Origin of the sequence: Polaromonas sp. CG_9.7 (assembly GCF_015752205.1) — a bacterium.
GTDB lineage: Bacteria > Pseudomonadota > Gammaproteobacteria > Burkholderiales > Burkholderiaceae_C > Polaromonas.
In genome coordinates this window covers 47,680-66,589 of the sequence record NZ_JADOVG010000007.1, presented here as the reverse complement: position 1 = coordinate 66,589, position 18,910 = coordinate 47,680, and the positions used below count along the sequence as shown (strand labels likewise).

The window sequence follows — 18,910 nt, the reverse complement described above, 5'->3', positions numbered from 1 at the left end:
GGCGTTCAGCGGCTGTTGAAGGCATCAAGCGCTGCGCGACCGGTGGCCGGGTCGTCGGTGAAGAAACCATCAACGCCGGCCCGCAAAAAGGTACTGATTTCGTCAGCCAGCTTGCCATGCTGGCTTGGCGACGCCGCATCGCCTAGTTGCAGTTCGGCTGGCAGGAAGGGGTTTTCGGGGCGAAATGTGTAAGGGTGCACGAACAGGCCCGCTGCATGCGCATCCGCCACCAGCGATGTCGGCTTGCCCAGGCGGTTTTTTGCGTCGCGGGGAATCACCATACTTTTCTCGGGTCCGATGCCGCTGGCATAGCTGGCGACCTCGCGCAGGCCGGAGGCGGTGCCGATGTCGGCAAAGGTGCGCGCATCGCCTGCCAGCCTGAAGTCCTCAGGCCTGCCGCGTCCCGCCAGAAGTTGCACGCTGCGCAGGTCGGTCAGCGTGCGTATTTCTTTCAGGCTGGCCACTTCAAATGACTGGATGAACACCGGCGCCAAGCGGCCCCGGTAGCCATTGGCATGCAGCGCATCGACCAGCCGCTTTTCCAGCGGCAGGCCGATCGACCTGAAATAGCCCGGATGCTTGATCTCGGGGTAAATGGCAATCGTCCGGCCGGTTTTCAGTGTTTTGGCTTGGGCCAGATCCATGACGGCTTGCAGCGTCGGCACCGCAAACTGGTCGTTGTAGGCCATGCTGGCCGGACGGTTCAGTGGAATGCGCTCTCGGGCACGCAGCGTCTGCAGTTCGGCCAGTGTGAAGTCTTCGGTGAACCAGCCGGTGGTGCTGACGTTGTCAATCAGCTTCGTCGCACGCCGCGCAGCAAATTCCGGTTTTTCGGCGACGTTGGTGGTGCCGGAAATCTCGTTCTCATGTCGCGCCACCAGGACGCCGTCCTGCGTGCTCACCAGATCAGGTTCGATCGCATCGGCGCCATCGTCGATCGCCCGGGCATACGCTTCGAGCGTGTGTTCGGGACGAAATGCGCTGGCGCCCCGGTGGCCGATCACCAGTCGGGCGGGCAGGGGCGCGGTGGTGGCCTGTTGGGCATGCGACGTGTTGTGCGGACTGGCGCCGCAAGCCGACAAACCCACTATGGCAATGGTTGCAGCGCAGACATAGAAATGCTGTTTTATCAAGATTCCCGGGTCTCGTTTCGTGAATCCCAACGCCTGGTCCAGATACCGCTCATCCATTCTTCAGGTTGGTTTTGAAGAAGGCCACGGTCCTGTCCCACGACAGCCGTGCCGCCGCAGCGTCGTAACGCGGCGTGGTGTCGTTGTTGAAACCGTGCTGCGTCCCGGCGTATTGGTGCGCCGTGTATTGAGCACCCGCTGCGTTGAGCGCGGTTTCATACGCCGGCCAGGCGGCATTGATGCGCTCGTCAACGGCCGCCAGGTGAACCAGCAGCGGCGCCTTGACCTGGGCTGCTGCCGGCGGCGCGGGCGTGTTGCCGTAAAACGGCACGGCTGCACCCAGATCCGGCATGCGAACTGCCATTTGATGGACGATACCACCGCCGTAGCAAAAGCCTACCGCGCCAAGTTGGCCGGTGGCGTCGGGTCGTGACTTGAGCCACTGGCTGGCAGCCAGAAAATCTTCCATCGCCTTGGACTGGTCCAGCGTGGCAAACAGCGTCCGGGCCTTTTCTTCATCGCCCGGATAGCCGCCCAGCGGCGTCAGTGCATCTGGCGCAAAGGCCATGAAGCCGTCCAATGCCAGACGCCGTGCAATGTCTTCGATGTGCGGGTTCAGGCCCCGGTTTTCGTGGATTACCAGGACGGCCGGCAATTTGGTCCTGTCGGCGCTTGCGGGGCGTACCAGATAGCCGTTGATGCTGCCATTGCCGGCGGGCGATGGAACGCTGGTCCGCTCGCTCTTGAGCCGTGCATCGTCCTGCGGAACCTGTTGGCCCAACGCAAAATTGGGGCTCAGTGCTGCCAGCAGGCCGACGGCGGTCACCCCCGCCGTGGCAAACTTTTGCGCCTTGCCCAGAAAGCCGCGCCGGTCAAGGCTGCCGTGGACGTAGGCATCAAACAGAATCAGCAATTCCTGGTCAAAGTCTTGCGCGGTCAGGCGTGGCGGCATGGGGCGTTCCATGGTTAAAAAAATAGCAGAATACGCCGCGCGCCGATCAGCCGCCGTGCGGTCTTTTCATGGGCAGCAAGCCATGGGGTTATCGCCGGGCGAGTCCGATGGAACGGCCGCGCCTGTGTCAGTGTGCGGCGCGTTAGCATCATGGCTTTGCCAGGAGCCCCCATGCGCCAGCGCGCCAGCGAACCCCAAGCCTCTGTCGCCCTTTACTGGGACTTTGAAAACCTGCACGCCAGCCTGTGCGAAGCCCGCCAGGAAGGCGCCTACAGCAAGCAGGACAACCGCTTTCGGGTGCAGGAGCCGCTGATCGACATCCAGGCGGTGGTCGAGCTGGCGGCTTCTTTCGGGCCGATTGCCATCAATCGCGCCTACTGCAACTGGCAGTATTTCAGCCGCTATCGCGACGCGTTGCTGCAATGCGCAGTCGAGCTGATCCAGCTTTTTCCGCCTGGCGGCTCGGCCAAGAATGGCGCCGACATCAGCCTGTGCCTGGACGCGATGGAAGACATGGCGCGCTTTGGCCATATTGGCACGGTCATCATCGTCGGTGGCGACAGTGACTTCATGCCGGTGTCGCAAAAAGTCAAGGCCGCTGGCCGAACCCTGATCGGCATCGGCACGCGCAAATCGACCAATCGCCACTGGGCCAAGAGTTGCCATGCCTTCCATTACTACGAAGCCCTGCTGGACAACCTGCAGGCACCTGAACACGCGCTAACGCCATCGGCGGAGTTGCTTGCCGACGATGCCGCCGCCGGGCTCTTGACACGGGCGGTTCGCCTGCTGGCCCAGGCCCAGGGCGATGCCTGGGTCAGTCCGCAAGCCGTCTGGCAGATGATTCTGCGGCTGGACTCGACCTTTGATCCGAAAGAACATGGCCACGCGAATTTTCCGGCCATGCTGTCGGCTTTCGGCGCGCTGCTGGAAGTCAGCGAAGATGGCCAGCCGCCCCTGCTGCGGCTGCGCTGATAGCCGCTTTCTTGTTCTCAAGGGACTATAAAAAAGATAGCTGATTATGCAAGCTGGGTATGCGGATAGTGCCTTTTTTGTGCTGAAAACAGATCAATTCATAGCGCCATGCCTTCCGTGGCCTTCAGGACCAGCTGGATAGGCCATCAGCCGGCGCAAGAATCCGGATAAGTTCGGGCGGCAGGGCGTATTCTTCCAGGTTGACGCCCGGTCCGCCCCGGTCGACCACCAGGAAATCAGTGGTCGCGTCCAGCGACAGCAGCGGATGGTGCCAGGTTCCGCGCGCATAGTTGACGCCCTGTCCGGGAGCGGCGATGAAGCAGCGCAGCCCCTGCAGATCAGGCGCTTCCAGGCCGGGCGCCACCACCACCAGATAAGGCAGGGCCGCCAGCGGCATGAAGGCCTGGCTGCCCAGCGGGTGACGTTCAAGGACGTTCAGGAACAGCGGGAACTGGCGCGGTTGCGAGCGAAAGATGCTGATCAGTGCCTTGGCGCCATGGCCCGCCAGATCGACGCAGGCCAGGTCGTGGTAGCGCTCGGCATGGCCCTGGTTGATTTGCAGGCGCTGTGCGCTGTCGCACGCTTCAATGACATCGCCAAACGGCGCAAATGCGGCGGCGGTCAGCGGCTCGGGCTTCAGGAGAACAGGGGTCATGGCTAGCAGTCGATGTCTTCGAGGACAGTTTCAAACGTTTCGGCGGACCCCATGCGCTGCTTGCTGCGCTTGCTGAAGGCCACACCCATGGCCAGCGTTTGCGCCAGGCTCATGGCGGCGCACAGCGAACGGAAGCCCAGCAATTCGGCGTCGTTGACTTCCAGCACCAACTCGGCGCCTTGTGCAATTGGACTGAAAATGGAATCTGTCAGGGCCAGCCGTTTCACGCCGCGCCGGCTCAGCTGCTGGCACACCTGCAGGGTGTCGCCGGCATACGGCGGAAAGCTGACGGCAATCAAAAGTTGGCCGGCGCCGGCTATCGAGGCCTGCTCGTGGATGCTGCCGCCCAGGCCGTTGATCTGCACGGTCGGGCAGCCTACCCGGTTCAGTGCGTAAGCCAGGTAGGCGGCCACGGCATACGACCGCCGCAGTCCCACCACATGCACGAGCGTGGCCTGCTCGATCAAATCGATGGCGGCTTGCAACGGCAGGCTGGCAGCGTCGGCGCGCAGATGCTCCAGCGACACCATGTTGGCCTGGCTGAACGCTTGCAGCACCTGGGCCGGATCGTCCGGATTGTCCAGCGTCTGCTCGCCGCCGAAATGCCGTATGCGTTGCGGAAAGCTGGGTTGTCCGGCGTGCTGGAGCGGTTCGCGAAACAGCCGCTGCAGGTCGCTGTAACCTTCGCACCCCAGAAACTGGGCCAGCCGGATAAAGGTCGCAGCCGCCACCTTGGAGGTTCTGGCCAGCGTCGCCACCGGGTTGAGTGCCACCTCGTTGGGATGGTCCAGTGCGTAACGAGCGGCGGCGCGCAGGCGCGGCGTCAGCCGTTCGCTTTCCCGGCCGATCATCTCGCGCAATTCGGCCAGGTTGGCAGGCCGGGCGAGGCGTTCGGGTCTGGCGGGTGCAGGTGTTCTGGACTGGACTGTTGGTGTCACGGGGCTGTGCCGGGGAAGTTCAAAACGCCTGTACCGTACCACGCGGTACGAAGCGGCCCATGCCTTCGCGGCCCAGCCACTCCTCGCCGTCGACGATCAGCTCGCCGCGCAGGAACACTTTCTTCACCTGGCCGCGCAGCGTTCGGCCTTCAAGCAGCGTGTAGTCGCACTGGCTGTGCAGGTGTTCGGCATGGATCACCTGTGTGGCGCCCGGGTCGAACAGCACCACGTCGGCATCGCTGCCGACGGCAATCGTGCCTTTTTTGGGGAACAGGCCGAACAATTTGGCCGGCGTGGTCGAGGTCAGCTGCACGAAGCGGTTGAGAGACAGCTTGCCCTGCATCACGCCGATGTCGAACAGGCTGACCAGCCGGGTTTCGATGCCGGGCGCGCCGTTGGGAATTTTCGAGAAATCATGCAGGCCGCTCATCTTCTGGCGCTGGTAGCCCAGGTGGCCTTCCTTCATGCAAAACGGGCAGTGGTCGGTGGCGATGACCTGCAGGTCGTCGTAGCGCAGGGCGCGCCACAAATGCTTGTGGTCGTCCGGGGTGCGCAGCGGCGGCGTCATGACGTACTTGGCAATCTCGAATTCGTCGCTGTTGTAGACCGAGTCGTCGAACAGCAGGTAATGCGGGCAGGTTTCGGCAAACACCGGAATGCCTTCGGCGCGTGCGGTGACGATGTGCTTGAGCGCCTGGTTGGACGAGACATGGACAAAGTAGATCTGCGCCTCGGCCAGTTCGGCCAGCCGGATGCCGCGGTGCGTGGCTTCGCCTTCCAGGATGGCCGGTCGTGTCAGCGCGTGGTAGCGCGGCGAGGCGTGTCCAGCCTCCAGCGCTTCCTTGATCAGCAGGTCGATCACCGTGCCGTTTTCGGCATGCAACGCCACCATGCCGCCGTCAGCGCCGACCTGGCGCAGCATCTGGAAAATCGCCGCGTCGTCGGCCATCATCACGCCGGGATAGGCCATGAACATCTTGAAGCTGGTCACGCCTTCGTGCCGCATGGCGTGGCGCACGTCGGCCAGCACTTGGGCATCGACGCGCGTCACGATGACGTGCAGGCTGTAGTCCACGTTGACCTGCGGGTCGGCCAGGCGCTGCGCCCGGGCAATCGCCTCTAACGGCGAGTCGTCGGCGGTCTGCAGCGCAAAGTCGACCACCGTCGTGGTGCCGCCGAAAGCCGCTGCCCGCGTGCCGCTGGCAAAAGTGTCGCAAGTGACCGTCGGGCCGATGATGTTTTGCAGATGGACATGAGTGTCCACGCCGCCCGGCAGCACATACAGGCCGCTGGCGTCAATCACCTTCACGCCTTCGCCCACGACCATGTTTCTGCCGATGGCATGGATCACGCCGTCCTGCATCAGGACATCGGCGGTGTAATCGTCGGTGGCCGTGATGACGCGGCCGTTGCGGATCAGGGTGGCGTTCATGGTGTTCAGCCGATGGCTTGGTCAAGGTGGCGGACCAGCCGGTCAATTTCCTGCACGGTGTTGTAGTGCGCCATCGACACCCGCACCACGCCGCCCTGGCTTTGCAGCCCGAGCGCTTCGATCAGGCGCTTGGCGTAAAAGTCGCCAAAGCGGATGCCGATGTTGAACCGGTCCAGGTGACGCACGATCGATTCGGAGGGGCGGCCCTTGACCACGAAGCTGATGGTCGGAACGCGCTCTCCAGCCGTCTGCGCCGGCAGGCCGATGATGCGAACGCCGGCTTTGTTGCGAAGGAAGGACAGCAGCCGCTCGGCCAGCAGGTCCTCGTGGTGCTCGAACAGGTCGAACGCCGCCTGCATCAGCTGGCGCTGGCTGCCTGTGGCGCCGTGCGCCGTGCCCATGGCGCACAGGTAATCTGAAATGCCGATGCAGCCATACGACAGCTCATAGTTGACGTTGCCGGGCTGCAGCTTGTAAGGCAGAACTTCAGGGCCGATGAAGTAATGGTTCAGGCTGGGCAGCGGCAAGAGCATGTCGCGTTTGCCCCAGAGCACAGCGAAGTGCGGACCGAAGACCTTGTAGAAGCTGAAGACGTAGGCGTCCGCGCCACTGGCCTGCACATCGACCAGGCGGTGCGGCGCATAGGCGACGGCATCGACCATAAGCCGCGCCCCGGCCTGGTGCACCAGCTCGGCCACCTTGGCCACCGGGTTGACAGTGCCCAGGATGTTGGACGCATGCGTCATTGCCACCCAGCGGGTACGCGGATTCAGCAGCTGTTGCAGGTCTGCCAGGTCCAGCGCCAGCGAGTCGAGGTTGACATTCCAGAACCTGATGACCGCTCCGGCCTTTTCCAGCCGTGTCCAGCAGCCGATGTTGGCCTCGTGGTCGGTGTTGGTGACGATGATTTCGTCGCCCGGCCGGATGCCCGGCAGCAGCGCCTGCGTGAACAAGAACATGAGGCTGGTGGAAGCGCTCCCCATCACGACTTCGTCCTCGTGCGCAGCGTTGATCAGCTGGGCCACCGAACGCCGGGCCGCAATCACGCGCTCGCCGGCCGCGACCGATTCGGAATAGCTCGCGCCCAGCTGGACGCTGCTCGTCAGCAGGTAGTCGCGCACCCGGTCGGCGACGCGGGCCAGCACCTGCGAGCCGCCGGCATTGTCCAGGTAGGTGTAGCCGCTGGCCAGGCCTGGAAATTCGGCGCGCACCAGGTCAAGGTTCAGTGTGGGTTGCATTGGGCTCATGTTTTGGGAGTTCCGGATTCAATGGTTGACGATGGCCTGCAGGAATGCCTTGGTGCGCACTTCCCGGGGGGTGGTAAAAAATTCTGTGGGCGGGCCTTGTTCAATGACGCGGCCGGCTTCCATGAAGATGACGCGGTCGGCCACGCGGCGGGCAAAGCCCATCTCGTGGGTGACGATGACCATGGTCACGCCGGACTTCGCCAGGTTCTGCATCACGTCGAGCACTTCGCCGACCATTTCCGGGTCAAGCGCAGAGGTCGGCTCGTCAAACAGCAACACCTTCGGCTCCAGCGCCAGCGCACGGGCGATGGCCACGCGCTGCTGCTGGCCACCCGAGAGTTGCGCCGGCAGTTTGTGTGCGTGGTCGGCCAGGCCCACCTTGGCCAGCAGTTCGGCGGCCCGCTGGTCAGCTTTTGCCCGGCTCAATTTGCGCACGCGCAGTGGCCCGAGTGCCACATTGCGCAAGGCCGTCAGGTGCGGAAAAAGGTTGAAACTTTGAAACACCATGCCGACCTCGGCCCGCACCTGCGCCAGGGTCTTGCCGCGCACCACAGGCTGGCCATCGACGCAAATCTGGCCCTGCTGGTAGTCCTCCAGCAAGTTGATGCAGCGGATCAGCGTGGACTTGCCCGAACCCGACGGGCCGACGACAACGACCACCTCGCCCTCGGCAATGTCGAGGTTGATGTCGTGCAGCGCAATGAAGTCGCCGTAGCGCTTTTGCAGCTGGCTGATGTGGATCAGCGGCGGCGTGGCAGTGGTCAGGGGTTTGGACTGCAATGAAGTGGCTGTGGTCATCGGGTGGCGGCGCGGTGGCGCGCTTCAAAATAGCCGACCAGCCGCACCAGCGGCAGCAGCAAAAGCAGGTAGAGCACGGCAGCGCCGATCAGCGGCGTCGGGTTGGCGGCCAGGGCCTGCGCCTGCGTGGCCTGCTTGAGCAGATCGGGCATGGCCACGACCGATGCCAGCGCGGTGTCTTTCAGCACATTGATGCAGTTGCTGGTCAGCGGCGGCACCACGATGCGAAAGGCCTGCGGCAGCACAACATCGCGCATCGTGTCCAGAAAATTCAGCCCCATGGCTTCGGACGCCTCGAACTGCCCCTTGGGCAAGGCCTCTATGCCGGAGCGGAAAATCTCGGCGGTATAGGCTGCCGACACCAGGGAAAGCGTCAGCACGGTCGAGGCGAACGACGACAGGCGCACGCCGACGAAGGGCAAGGCGTAGTACACCAGCACCAGCAGCACCAGGATCGGAATCGAGCGAAACACGTCGATGTAGATGCGGGCGGTGCCGCGTACGGGCAAGGGGCCGTACAGCCTGAGCAACGCCAGCAGCAGCCCACCGATCAGGCCCAGCACGATGCTGACCACGCCGAGCATGACGGTGATGCCCAGGCCCTGCATCAGCATGGGCAGCGCGCCGCGCAGCACGCCCCAGTTGAAAAAAGTGTCGATCAAATCCATGCGGAAGGGCCTGCTGTGGGGGGCGTCGTTGCCGGATTTAAAAAAGGCCGCTCAGGGCAGCCCGTCCTTGCGGTTGATGCCTTGCGGGTTGACGCGCACCGGCTGCCTGGGCGGCCGGTGGCGATGACGGTTTACAGCTTCGGAATGTCCATGACCTTGACGGTGGAAGAATCAGCCGGCGGCATGGTGCCAAACCATTTCTGGTGGGTTTTGGACACGAAGCCGTCTTTTTTCATTTCCGTCAGGATGTCGTTGAGCCGGGCGCCTTCGGGCCAGTTCTTCGCCGTCATGAAGGAATAGCGCTCGCCAGTGGGAATGCGCGCGGCAATGCGGTATTGCGGCTTGTCCTTGATGTAGTACTCGACCGCCGGAATATCGCTGATGTAGCCATCGATGCGGCCTGCCGCCAGGTCCAGCATGGCGGGGGCCAGGCCTTCGTAGCGGGTGATGGTGGCAATCTTGTACTTCGCGGTATTTTGCGTGGCGTACATGTCGCCGGTGGAGCCCGTGTCCACGCCAATGGTCTTGCTGGCAATGTCTTCCAGGCGGTTGATCTTGGTGGCTTTGAGCACCGACAGCGACTGGTCGCTGTCGTAGTAGGGCTGGGCAAAGGCCACCGACTCCAGCCGCTTGGGCGTGATGGTGATGGACGACACGGCGATCTGGATGCGCCCCGACTGCACCGCCGAGAACAGGCCGTTGAACGGAATGTTTTCAATCTGCACGCTCTTGCCGGCGCGACGTGCGGCTTCGTTCACCAGGTCGATTTCAAAGCCGACGATCTTGCCGCTGGCGTCCTGGAATTCCCAAGGCACGTTGCCGACGTTGGCGCCGACCGTCCAGTCGGCGGCGAAGGCCGGGAGGGCAGCAGAAGCGGCCAGGGTGAGCATCGCGGCGCAGAGTTTGAATTTCATGCTGTCTGACTCCAGTGAATGGAAACGGTGAAAGGGCAGGAGGCCGGCTTGGCGAGAACAAAAAAAGCTGTCCGGTAGCAGTCACTCTATCAGAGTAAATTATTTGATTCAATAAGTTTTTATAATGAATTATTTGCGCCAATATGGTGCGGTGCAGTGTTTTTTGCACGCTTCCAGTGCATTGATTTGAGGGCCAGACGAACAGTGGCCCGGACAGCATGCAGGCCGTCAAAGCGCATTGCTGATTCGTTTTTAACCAGAAAGCAGAAATTTCAGCATGAAATATGCCTCTGGCGCAGGCGTGTCATGCGTTAGTAGCTATGAATACAGTAGCTAAAGACGGTCAGGCGCCTTGTGCGCCGTGAGGGGCAGCCAGGGAGATTTCGCGCTATGGCTATAGATTGATCTGACCGTTGCCCGCTGGCCAGGGGCTGAACGGGAAGGGCAGTTCTTCGCTGCCAAAGCTTTCAAACTCGGCGATTTGCAACAGGTAGCGGCCCAGGCTGCGGCCCAGCTGCTGCAGCCTCGGGTTGGGCGCGCTGGTGGCGGTCAGCACCAGTTGCAGCACGCAAAGAAACAGCAGGACCGAGGCCGCCAGCTGGAACGACGCCGCCAGCAGGATCATCAGCAGCGCCCGGACCCACAGCTTGCGGGGCGGCGGCGGGAGCGCGCGCATGTCGTCGCTCATGAGTGGCTTGCTAGCGTGTGATCAGCACGGGGATCGAAGCCGTCGCCAGGACCTTGGCCGTCACGCTGCCGACCACCAGCCGCGCCAGGCCGGTGCGGCCGTGCGAGCCCATGACGATCAGGTCGGCACCTTCATCCGTGGCAATCGTCACGATGCCTTCGGATGCCGTCAGGTCCTCCGAAATGCGGGTGACCAGGGCCACCGGCGCGCTGCCACGGCTGCACAGTTCGGCGACCTTGGCATGTGCCTGGGTGGCATGTTCATGGGCGGCGGACATATACGACTGGAAACCCAGCGGATTGGACTCACCGATCCCCAGATAGGGATAGGGGTCGACCGCGTAAAGCGACGTCAGGCGGGCGCCGTGGGTGCGGGCCATGTCAACGGCGATTCGGGCGGCATTTTCAGAGGCGACGGAGCCGTCGGTCGCAAGAAGGATGTGTTTGAACATGAGGGATTCTTTCTTTGATTTTGAATTTGCTTGTGTTTTAAGAAAGTTCTGAAGTTTCAGAAACCGATAAGGTCCTGACCACCATGTCACAGGTGCCGGGCCAGGTCAAGACCATTTGGTTCGAAAGGCTTGCTGCTGCCAGTTTCAGTTTGCTGGCAGGGGTGAATTCAGCCGTTATGCCTTTCGCAAAACACCCTGTTTTGCTGCAAATTGCAACAAGCATTTCAAGTCGAGCTTGAACAAATTTTGCGAGAAGCAATAATTTTGCTGTCGAGCCATCTTTGTTGTTTTATATAAAAATTCACAAATTTGGCTCATTACCTGTCCTGTTGAAAGTACTGGTTTCAGCAAACCAGCTTATTCGGTATGCCCACTTGTTGTAACTTTTTGGGCTGGCTGGCGCTTGAGGCCCGTGCAAGGCAAGCGTATAAATTTGACCATCGCGAATGAACCCTAGGCTTGAACACTTCCTTCGTGATAGCCGGGCCTTCAATACCTGGAGACCCTGAACCCAACCAGAGGAGAACACGAGATGTCCGATCCTGTAGGGCCGGTTTTTGCCGGTGGCTTCGAAGAGTTTGTCATTCAGGACGAGGCGGGAGAGGGGCATACGCTGCTTTTCCTGCCGGATCGCAACAACGACGCCTTGCAGCGTGAGCGCAAGCCGCCGGTTTTCTATTACATCCCGGAAAAAGTCCGGCTGGCGCGCAATGCTGCCAACAACGACTTCAAGTTCCGGCACATTCACTTCGTCGGTGTTTTCGACGAAAGCATCGCCGGCATTGACAAGGGCGAAACCTCAGGCGGCGTGCTGTCGCTGACCACGACATCGCGTTTTCCGCCCAGCGTCCTGAAACAGGCGGAAACGCAGATTCTGGAACGCTTCAGCGGCCGCAACGACAAATACTGGGGACTGCGCACGCGCGTTGCCCCGCAAATCCGCATTGCGCCTATCACCTCCAACCAGACCGCCATTTCCAGCCTGGCGCCGGATTCGTCGGGCGCCACGCCTGGCATTGGCGCCAATGCCGGCAGCGGCACCGGCGGGGTGGCCAATCCCACGCCTGGGGCGGGAGGCGGCGAGCCCGGCGCGCCCGAAGGCCCGCGCAGCCGCGACTTCATGCAGCTCGGCTCACGCTCGGCCTGGGCGCCGGTGCCGCACGGCCGCAATTTCCGGGGCGCGCAGCTTGACGCCTGGGCCTGGCGCATCCAGGGCAGCGGCCCGGGCTCCATCACGGGTGGCGAGAACGCCTACGGCGGCGTCATCGGCCCGATCCCGAGCGAGATCGTCTGGGCCGGCTTTCACGGCACCTACAGCCCGCTGTTCGTGACGCAAAACCTGATCATGCCGATGTGGTCGCAGCTGATGCGCGTGAAGATCGTCGGCAGCTGGGATCGCATCTTCCAGCATTTCTCGGCCCATATGAATGCCCGCTACCTGTGGTTTTCCGCCGACATCAAGGCCGAGTTCAACAACCTGCGCGTCAACGGCGACATCAAGGTGGAAGTGGACATCGACGGCACCATGCCGGGCGCGCAGGAAATGGAGAAGATGATCAACCAGCGCATCGACCTGATCGTCACGCAGTTCACCGAACAGGCCAAGAAGGTGATTTTCGACCCGCCCCCTCCGCAGGTCGAACCGGCCCAGGCATCCACCTCGGGAGGCGGCCTGTTCGGCTCGCTGTTCGGCTACAACGCCGGCCTGGCGCTGAAGTTCCGGCGTGACGAAACACAGCTTGACCTGAAGTATGAAGAGACGCGCTACTTCCGCTACAACCAGCCGCACACCATTTCCAGCTCGCTCGAAGGCTTCTACAACGAGATCAAGAACGATCCCAAGGCCGAGGGCAAGTACTTCCAGCGCCTGGTGCTGGGCGAACTCAGCCGCAAGCTGTTCCGCATCGTCAAGCCGGTGGTCAACTGGCCTGACAAAGCCCGGAACTGGGCCGGCGAGCCGGTGGCCTTCATCTCGGCGCAGGTTGGCTACCCCGACTCGGGCGGCACGATTGGCTGGAAGCCCGCAACCTTCCAGAAGAGCGACTCGCCCGACCTGACCTTCCGGCCGGTGTGGATCCAGTGGCGCAAGGGCGAGGTGTCGAATCCGCCCGCCTCGTGGGAGCCCGACGCCACCTACATGAAGCGCAAGATCCACCTGCTCGAGCCCCCGACCGAGAGCGAGTTTCCGTTCTTCCACATCGATGTCGAGCAAAACGTGATCGATCTGGACCCCGGCGCCAACGGCACGCTGTCGAATGACAACATCATGGAAGCCCGCGCCGACTCGGCGGGCACACTGGATGTCGGGCCGATTGCGCTGAGCGTTGAACTCCAGTCCACCGCCGAGATCGTCGAGGTCGAAATGCGCGGCAAGGGCCAGCGCGCCGACGGCAAGAACCGGGCCGACAAGGTCACGCGTTTTCGCTTCCTGTCGTCCGACCAGCTGGAGCCGCGCTTCTGGCGCATCTACACCGGCCAGGCCGACTTCAAGACCGACTACCAGTACCGCGTCAATGTCACGGTGCGCGGCAGCCTGACCACCAAGGGCCAGGCCTGGACCGGGCCATGGGAAAACGCCATTGGCAATGGCGCGATCATGATCAACGTACCGATGGCCGATGACCCCGGCGTGACCAAGCGGTCGCTGACGCAGCGCGAGATGTTTTCCGATGTAGTGGTCCGCGCCGCCGATGGCCTGGACGGCGCAGGGTCGGGCGCCAGCACTGCGGCGCCACCGGCGCCACCGGACGTGGGAACCCCCGCCAGCGTGGGCGGCCAGCCGCCAGCGCCTCCGCAGGTCACGCCGGTGGCTCAGCCGCCAGCCGCGCCCACCGCCCAGCCCGTGGTGATGGGCCAGCCGTCGTCGCCGCCAGCTGAACCGCAGGCTCCTCGTGAAAAGACGGTATCGGCGGGAGAAGTCAGTGGCTACCGCGTGCGGGCCGATGACAATTCGGTGGAAGGCTTCCGGGCAAATGACTATGCGCCGGTTGCATCAAGCCAGGGCGGTCGGGGAAAAGACAGCCTGCGCCAGACCGTTTCCAGCGGCGGCCAGGACCCAGAAGGTTGGGTCAACACCTGAGCTGGCCCGCCAGCGGCACCGGGCGGGCGCGATCCACGCGCCTGCCCGGCTTTCATGGCCCGTTACCTTGCGGGGTGCTCTATGGCAATGTCATCAACCCTCGATTCTGCGGCGGCGCGCCTGCCGCCGCAAAAGCTGTTGCGGGCGGCCATGCCTGAACCGGTTCCGGAATCTGTTCAGATGCCCGGCGGTGGCGACGCCTTGCGTCACGGCATCCTGAAGGTGCCGCGCCTGGTGGCCGGAAAAACCTCGCCAAAGTTCTCCCTGGTGCTGCTGCTGTCGCGCGCCCCGATGGCCGGTGAAGACTCGATTCGCCCGCTGCTGATGTCGGCCTACCTTGGCATGGAACTGGACTACCGGCTGCCTTCAGCACCCGGACAGCCCGATCCGGCCCGGCCGGTCTTTGCGCGCCAGGCCCAGGTGTGGCTGCATGCGCCGGGACAGCCGGCTTTCGCCGTGGCCAGCCTGAATGCACCGCTGCTGCGCGGGGCGCTGCACACGCCACTGACGCGTGAACAAACGCTGTCGGTGCTCGATGCGCTTGACGATGTGCCGGGTCCGCTGGCGTTGGCAGCGCGCATCGACTACCGTCCCGATACAGCGGCGTCCGGCGTGGCGCTAAACCTCTGCCCCGCCGAACTGTGGGACCGGCTCAAGGCGCTTGCGGTGGATGGCGCGCTGGGCGAAAACGCCTTTCAACAGGTGTTCGGCCAGTGCAATCTGCCGCCTGAGGCTTTTGCCGACTTTCGCCGCGCCTGCGACGGCCTGCTGGTGCCCAGCCAGGACGGCGCTCTCCTGGGCCGCCGTCCGGCGCCCGGAGCGGCTCGCTTGAAGACAGGCAATGGCCAGGGCGGATTGCGCTCTATCGAGGTGGACTGCCCGCTTCAGGCGGTTCTTGGCCATGCCCTGACGGCGGTGGATCGCGCGGCTTGCATCAGTGTGGTCGGACCCTCGGGCAATCTGCAGGGCGGCCCCTTGCTGGACACCTTGACGCGCAGCAGCTCGCGCTCAGCCCGGGGGTCTGTCGGCATGGGCGCCATGCTCGCCGGCAACAGGATTCAGACTGTGGCCGCGACCCTGCAGCCTTCAATCCGGCCCGTGGCGACGGCGCACCTGATCTCGGCCGAGGCGATCCGCATCCAGCAGCCGGCTTCGACGGCTCCAACCCCCGCCGTCACGAAACTGACGCACTACCTGCTGCCGGAAGCGGTTTTCCTGACGGCAAGCTTTGCAACAGAGTCGCTGCCCGTTCTGGGTGACCTGAACGCGCCGCTGTTCAGCGACAAGAACAATGCCGGGCTGCGCTGGTATTTGCCCGACATCACGCTGGTCCGGCCTGCGGCCAGCGAAGCGCCTGACGCCAGCCCCTTCCTTTTTGACCTGGAACGCATCGGCACCAGCGCCTCGGGACAGCCGGCCATCCGCGCGCGCTTGCGCTTCACGCTGGACATGTCGCAGTCTGCCGCCACGCGCGCCGCATTGTCTGCGAACCCCGGCCTGACGGCGCGGATGGTCGAGCCGGTGCAGCCTTCGGTCACGCTCAGCGTGCCTTTCATTGACGATGTTTCCGGCCAACTCCGGCGGTCTGACTGCCGGGCTTCCCTCGTGCGTTCAGGCAACCGGCTGGTGGCTACGGTGGAACTGATGAATGATGCCGCCCGCACCGCCTATGGCTCGTTGTCCACGGCCGGCTTTCAAACAGAGCCGGCGCGGCTGGAAGTGGCTTTTCAGTTTTCCGGTTATGCACCGGTCGTGAACCGGCCGCCGCTGGTGCTCGGCGGCAAGATTTCCTCTGCCGTGCTGCTGGCCAGGCAGCGCGACGACGCCGACAGCATCCGGGTGGTGTCGGGCGGACGCGAATTTGCGGTGCGGCCGGGTTCGCTGCAGACCATAAAGCCCGACCTGACGCTGGCCGGACGCATCAGCAGCTCGACCGCCGCCATTGCCTTGAACGAGAAGATTCAGTATGCCCTGCGCAACAGCATCCGCCAGCAGTCGCTGGACGCCTTTTTTTCCTGCGCCGAACTGGGCGCCTTTTACCGCGAAAAGCAGGCGGCAGCGACGGTCTCGATTGGCTGCGCCGAAGCTTTTCGCCTGGGCCAGGCCTCTTCGCTGACCTACCAGGAAGTGGTGGCGCTGAACCGGCCAAATTACCGCGTGTTTCGCAATCTTCGGCAGCCTGGCCGCTTTTTGCTGGTGCCGCTGCGCTTTGAAGTGACCCGCTACGCGCCCGGAACACCGGAGCGCGAATACCGCCCGGCGCTGATCGTCTATGCGGCGCTGGACGCCGACCAGCCGGAAAACAACCGCATCCGCTTCGAAGCCATGCTGGGCCCGTCGATTTCCCCCTACGATGTCGAGGACCTGCGCCGGCGGCTGCTGCTGGAATCTGCCAGCCCGGTGCTCGAACTGCCGAACATGCTGGCCCAGCGGATTGAATTCAGCTGGAACCTGACCGCGACGCCGCCGATCCAAGCCGCGACATCGGCCACGCCCGAAGGCTTGCATGCTGCGCTGTCAACCGATCTGGCCAGCGCGCTGCTGCTCAAGACGCTGATCCAGAACACCGGCCTGGGCGGCACCGCCCGTTTTGTGCTGGAAGACGGCAGCGTGGTCACGTCGGCGCTTTCGGTGCATCTGGGGCGCATCACCGGGCCCTGGCTGTCTGGCCCGATCACCCTGCAGCCGCAGGGTGACACGCTGCGATTGACCAACCACATCGAAAGCTCGGTGGCGGTGAAGGATGTGTACCTGTTCAACGGACCGGGCGAGCCTGCCCGCGTGCCGGTCGAGGCGTCGCTGGCGGCGGGTGCGTCGATCGACGTGGCCGCGCCTGCCGGCTACACCACCGCGCAGGCCGATTGCGTGACGCTGGCTGACGGCAACCCGACGCTTGAAGAAGTCCGCGCGATGATCGAGGAGATCGAGTGCAACGTGGTGTTCATCGATGTTGTCAATTATGAGAACCACGGGCTCACCCGGCTGGACATCGACGCCCGGCTGCAGGGCGTTCCGGGCGTTTACCGGGTCGGCATGGACAGCCGGCGCGGGGCGGTCAATTTTCTGCTGCCGCTGACCACCTACCTGGCGGCGCGCATGGTTGAATTCCGGCTCACCAAGGTGTTTGCCAGCCAGCCTGCGGAAATGCTGGCATGGCGCGCCTGGGACATGCAGACCGGCAGCAACATCGTCACGATCACCTCGGACATGATTTCCGCCTAACCGAAGACAACCCAAGGAGCGCTCAAATGTCAAAAGGAATTGCTGTCAATATCGGGCTGAATTTTGTCAATCCGGATGCCTACAACGGATGGAACGGACAGCTTGCGGGTTGCATCAACGATGCCCGCGACATGTACCAGATCGCGACGCAGGTCGGTTACAGCGCGACCCTGCTGACCGACGCGCAGGCCTCGGCTGCCGAGGTGACGCGCGTCATCGGCCAGGCGGCGCGCCAACTGGCGGCGGGCGACATCTGCCTGGTCACGTACTCCGGCCACGGCTCGCAGATCACCGATGTGACCGGCGACGAGCCAGACGGGAAGGATGAAACCTGGGTGCTGTGGGACCGCCAGTTGCTGGACGATGAACTTAATGGGCTGTGGTCCGGCTTTGCCGCCGGCGTGCGCATTTTCTTGCTGTCTGACAGCTGCCACAGCGGAACGGTGGCGCGGGTCATGAGCTTTCAGAAAAAGTTCAAGAGCGCGGAATTCGCTGCGCAGTACGACCGCCCGGTGAACGCGCCGCCGCGCATTCGCGCTGCTGATCCGGCCGCCGTCCATGCCAACTACCTGGCCAACAAGACCAACTATGAAGTCAGCCAGTGGACGCACCGCGCGGCGGTCAATGCCAGCGTCACGCTGATCTCGGGCTGCCAGGACAACCAGCTGTCGTCCGACGGCGATGCCAACGGCCTGTTCACCCAGCGCCTGAAGGAAGTCTGGAACGGCGGCGCTTTCAGCGGCAGCTATGCGCAGTTTCATTCGGCCATCGTCGCACGCATGCCGTCGGACCAGACCCCCAACCTGTTCCGCACCGGCGTGTCCAACCCGGCGTTCGATGCTGAAAAGCCGTTCACCATCGGCGCTGCCAGCATGGGTGGCACGGGTGGCACGGGCGGCACGGGAAGTGGCGGCAGCCTGTCGATTTCGGCGCCCGCGTCATTCACCAATGGCGCCACGCCCGTCAGCTTCTCGGTGTCGGTGCCCTCAAGCCATTACTTTGCCGTGGAAGTCGCCACCGATGCCAGCCTGTTCAACAGTGCGGCCAACGGCGGGCAGCGCAATGACAATAATTTTTATGCCTCCTGGAAGGTCGCGCCGTTCCGCCAGGGCAACTCGTTCACCCTGCCGCTGGACGCCTGGAACCGGCTGCGGCAGGGGGCGTCAAGGCTTTACTACCGGCTCTGGTGCACGGCCAGCCCGACCGCCTGGGTCAACTACCAGGTGACAACCCCCGACAGCGATGCGCAGTCCGCCCCCGGCATGGACCTGACGGCGCAGAGCCAGCCCGGCAGTGGCGGCGGTGACACCGGCACGCCGGCCATCACCGCGCCCACCACCTTTCCGGCCAACGGGGCGGCGCCACGCTTTCAGGTCAACCCGGGGGCTGGACGCTACTACGCGGTCGAGGTCTCGACCAACAGCTGGTACTTCACCGACCAGTACAGCGCGCAGCGCAACGACACCAATTTCTACGGCTCCTGGAAAGTCGCGCCTTTTCGCTCGTCGGCCCTGTACCCGGCGGCTTTCGAGTTGCCGGCCGATGTCTGGAGCCGGCTGCGCGACAACGCCACCAATGGACGGCTGTATTACCGCATGTGGTGGACCGAGTCGCCCACCCAGTGGGTCGGGCATGGATGCACGACACCCAACAGCTCGGGTCAGAATGCGCCGAGTTTTGCGCTGTCACGCGAATTCGACATGGCGTCGTTCGAGAACTCGGACAAATGAGGTGACCCGCGGCGCGGCTGGAAGATTTTTA

The 18,910-nt window shown here is 63.4% G+C and carries 15 protein-coding genes; 4 read left to right on the top strand and 11 right to left on the bottom strand.

The window, feature by feature from the left end:
- Positions 1–5 precede the first annotated feature (5 nt).
- Both IWX87_RS08925 and IWX87_RS08920 read right to left on the bottom strand, forming a co-directional pair.
- Complete coding sequence (locus IWX87_RS08925; protein ID WP_196863180.1) at positions 6–1,190, bottom strand: glycerophosphodiester phosphodiesterase; 1,185 nt, start codon at positions 1,188–1,190, stop codon at positions 6–8.
- The gene (locus IWX87_RS08920; RefSeq protein ID WP_231374695.1) at positions 1,183–2,094 is read right to left on the bottom strand and encodes a dienelactone hydrolase family protein; all 912 of its coding nucleotides are present in this window, start codon (positions 2,092–2,094) and stop codon (positions 1,183–1,185) included. The genes IWX87_RS08925 and IWX87_RS08920 overlap by 8 nt, the downstream gene beginning before the upstream one ends.
- 159 nt (positions 2,095–2,253) lie before the next feature.
- On the opposite strand from IWX87_RS08920, the gene IWX87_RS08915 reads away from it, so the two are divergent.
- Positions 2,254–3,057, top strand: coding sequence for an NYN domain-containing protein (locus IWX87_RS08915; protein WP_196863179.1), 804 nt, complete (start codon positions 2,254–2,256; stop codon positions 3,055–3,057).
- Positions 3,058–3,181: 124 nt separating this feature from the next.
- On the opposite strand, the gene IWX87_RS08910 is transcribed toward IWX87_RS08915, so the two are convergent.
- From IWX87_RS08910 to IWX87_RS08870, 9 genes are all read right to left on the bottom strand, one after another.
- The gene (locus IWX87_RS08910) at positions 3,182–3,712 is read right to left on the bottom strand and encodes an ureidoglycolate lyase (protein WP_196863178.1); all 531 of its coding nucleotides are present in this window, start codon (positions 3,710–3,712) and stop codon (positions 3,182–3,184) included.
- A 2-nt stretch (positions 3,713–3,714) separates the two neighbouring features.
- A complete protein-coding gene (locus tag IWX87_RS08905) occupies positions 3,715–4,650 on the bottom strand; it encodes a MurR/RpiR family transcriptional regulator (RefSeq protein ID WP_196863177.1) in 936 nt (311 codons plus the stop codon).
- A 19-nt stretch (positions 4,651–4,669) separates the two neighbouring features.
- Complete coding sequence (hydA, locus tag IWX87_RS08900) at positions 4,670–6,082, bottom strand: dihydropyrimidinase (RefSeq protein ID WP_196863176.1); 1,413 nt, start codon at positions 6,080–6,082, stop codon at positions 4,670–4,672.
- A 5-nt stretch (positions 6,083–6,087) separates the two neighbouring features.
- On the bottom strand, positions 6,088–7,320 hold the full coding sequence (locus tag IWX87_RS08895; protein WP_196863175.1) for a cysteine desulfurase-like protein: 1,233 nt from the start codon (positions 7,318–7,320) through the stop codon (positions 6,088–6,090).
- A gap of 27 nt (positions 7,321–7,347) precedes the next feature.
- Positions 7,348–8,127, bottom strand: a complete 780-nt coding sequence (locus IWX87_RS08890; protein WP_196863174.1) for an amino acid ABC transporter ATP-binding protein — start codon at positions 8,125–8,127, stop codon at positions 7,348–7,350.
- Positions 8,124–8,795, bottom strand: a complete 672-nt coding sequence (locus tag IWX87_RS08885) for an amino acid ABC transporter permease (RefSeq protein WP_196863173.1) — start codon at positions 8,793–8,795, stop codon at positions 8,124–8,126. The genes IWX87_RS08890 and IWX87_RS08885 overlap by 4 nt, the downstream gene beginning before the upstream one ends.
- 131 nt (positions 8,796–8,926) lie before the next feature.
- The gene (locus IWX87_RS08880) at positions 8,927–9,709 is read right to left on the bottom strand and encodes a transporter substrate-binding domain-containing protein (RefSeq protein ID WP_196863172.1); all 783 of its coding nucleotides are present in this window, start codon (positions 9,707–9,709) and stop codon (positions 8,927–8,929) included.
- Between the two features lie 394 nt (positions 9,710–10,103).
- Positions 10,104–10,397 (bottom strand): DUF4389 domain-containing protein, encoded by a 294-nt coding sequence (locus IWX87_RS08875; protein ID WP_196863171.1) that lies wholly within the window; start codon positions 10,395–10,397, stop codon positions 10,104–10,106.
- 10 nt (positions 10,398–10,407) lie between these two features.
- The gene (locus IWX87_RS08870) at positions 10,408–10,848 is read right to left on the bottom strand and encodes a universal stress protein (RefSeq protein WP_196863170.1); all 441 of its coding nucleotides are present in this window, start codon (positions 10,846–10,848) and stop codon (positions 10,408–10,410) included.
- Positions 10,849–11,380: 532 nt separating this feature from the next.
- On the opposite strand from IWX87_RS08870, the gene IWX87_RS08865 reads away from it, so the two are divergent.
- The 3 genes from IWX87_RS08865 (at position 11,381) to IWX87_RS08855 (ending at position 18,879) form a co-directional block, all read left to right on the top strand.
- Positions 11,381–13,927: a hypothetical protein gene (locus IWX87_RS08865; protein WP_196863169.1), complete on the top strand. Its 2,547-nt coding sequence runs from the start codon at positions 11,381–11,383 to the stop codon at positions 13,925–13,927.
- Between the two features lie 87 nt (positions 13,928–14,014).
- Entirely contained in the window at positions 14,015–17,149 is a 3,135-nt protein-coding gene (locus IWX87_RS08860) for a hypothetical protein (protein ID WP_196863168.1), read from the top strand.
- 26 nt (positions 17,150–17,175) lie between these two features.
- Positions 17,176–18,879, top strand: coding sequence for a caspase family protein (locus IWX87_RS08855; protein ID WP_196863167.1), 1,704 nt, complete (start codon positions 17,176–17,178; stop codon positions 18,877–18,879).
- Positions 18,880–18,910: the final 31 nt, after the last annotated feature.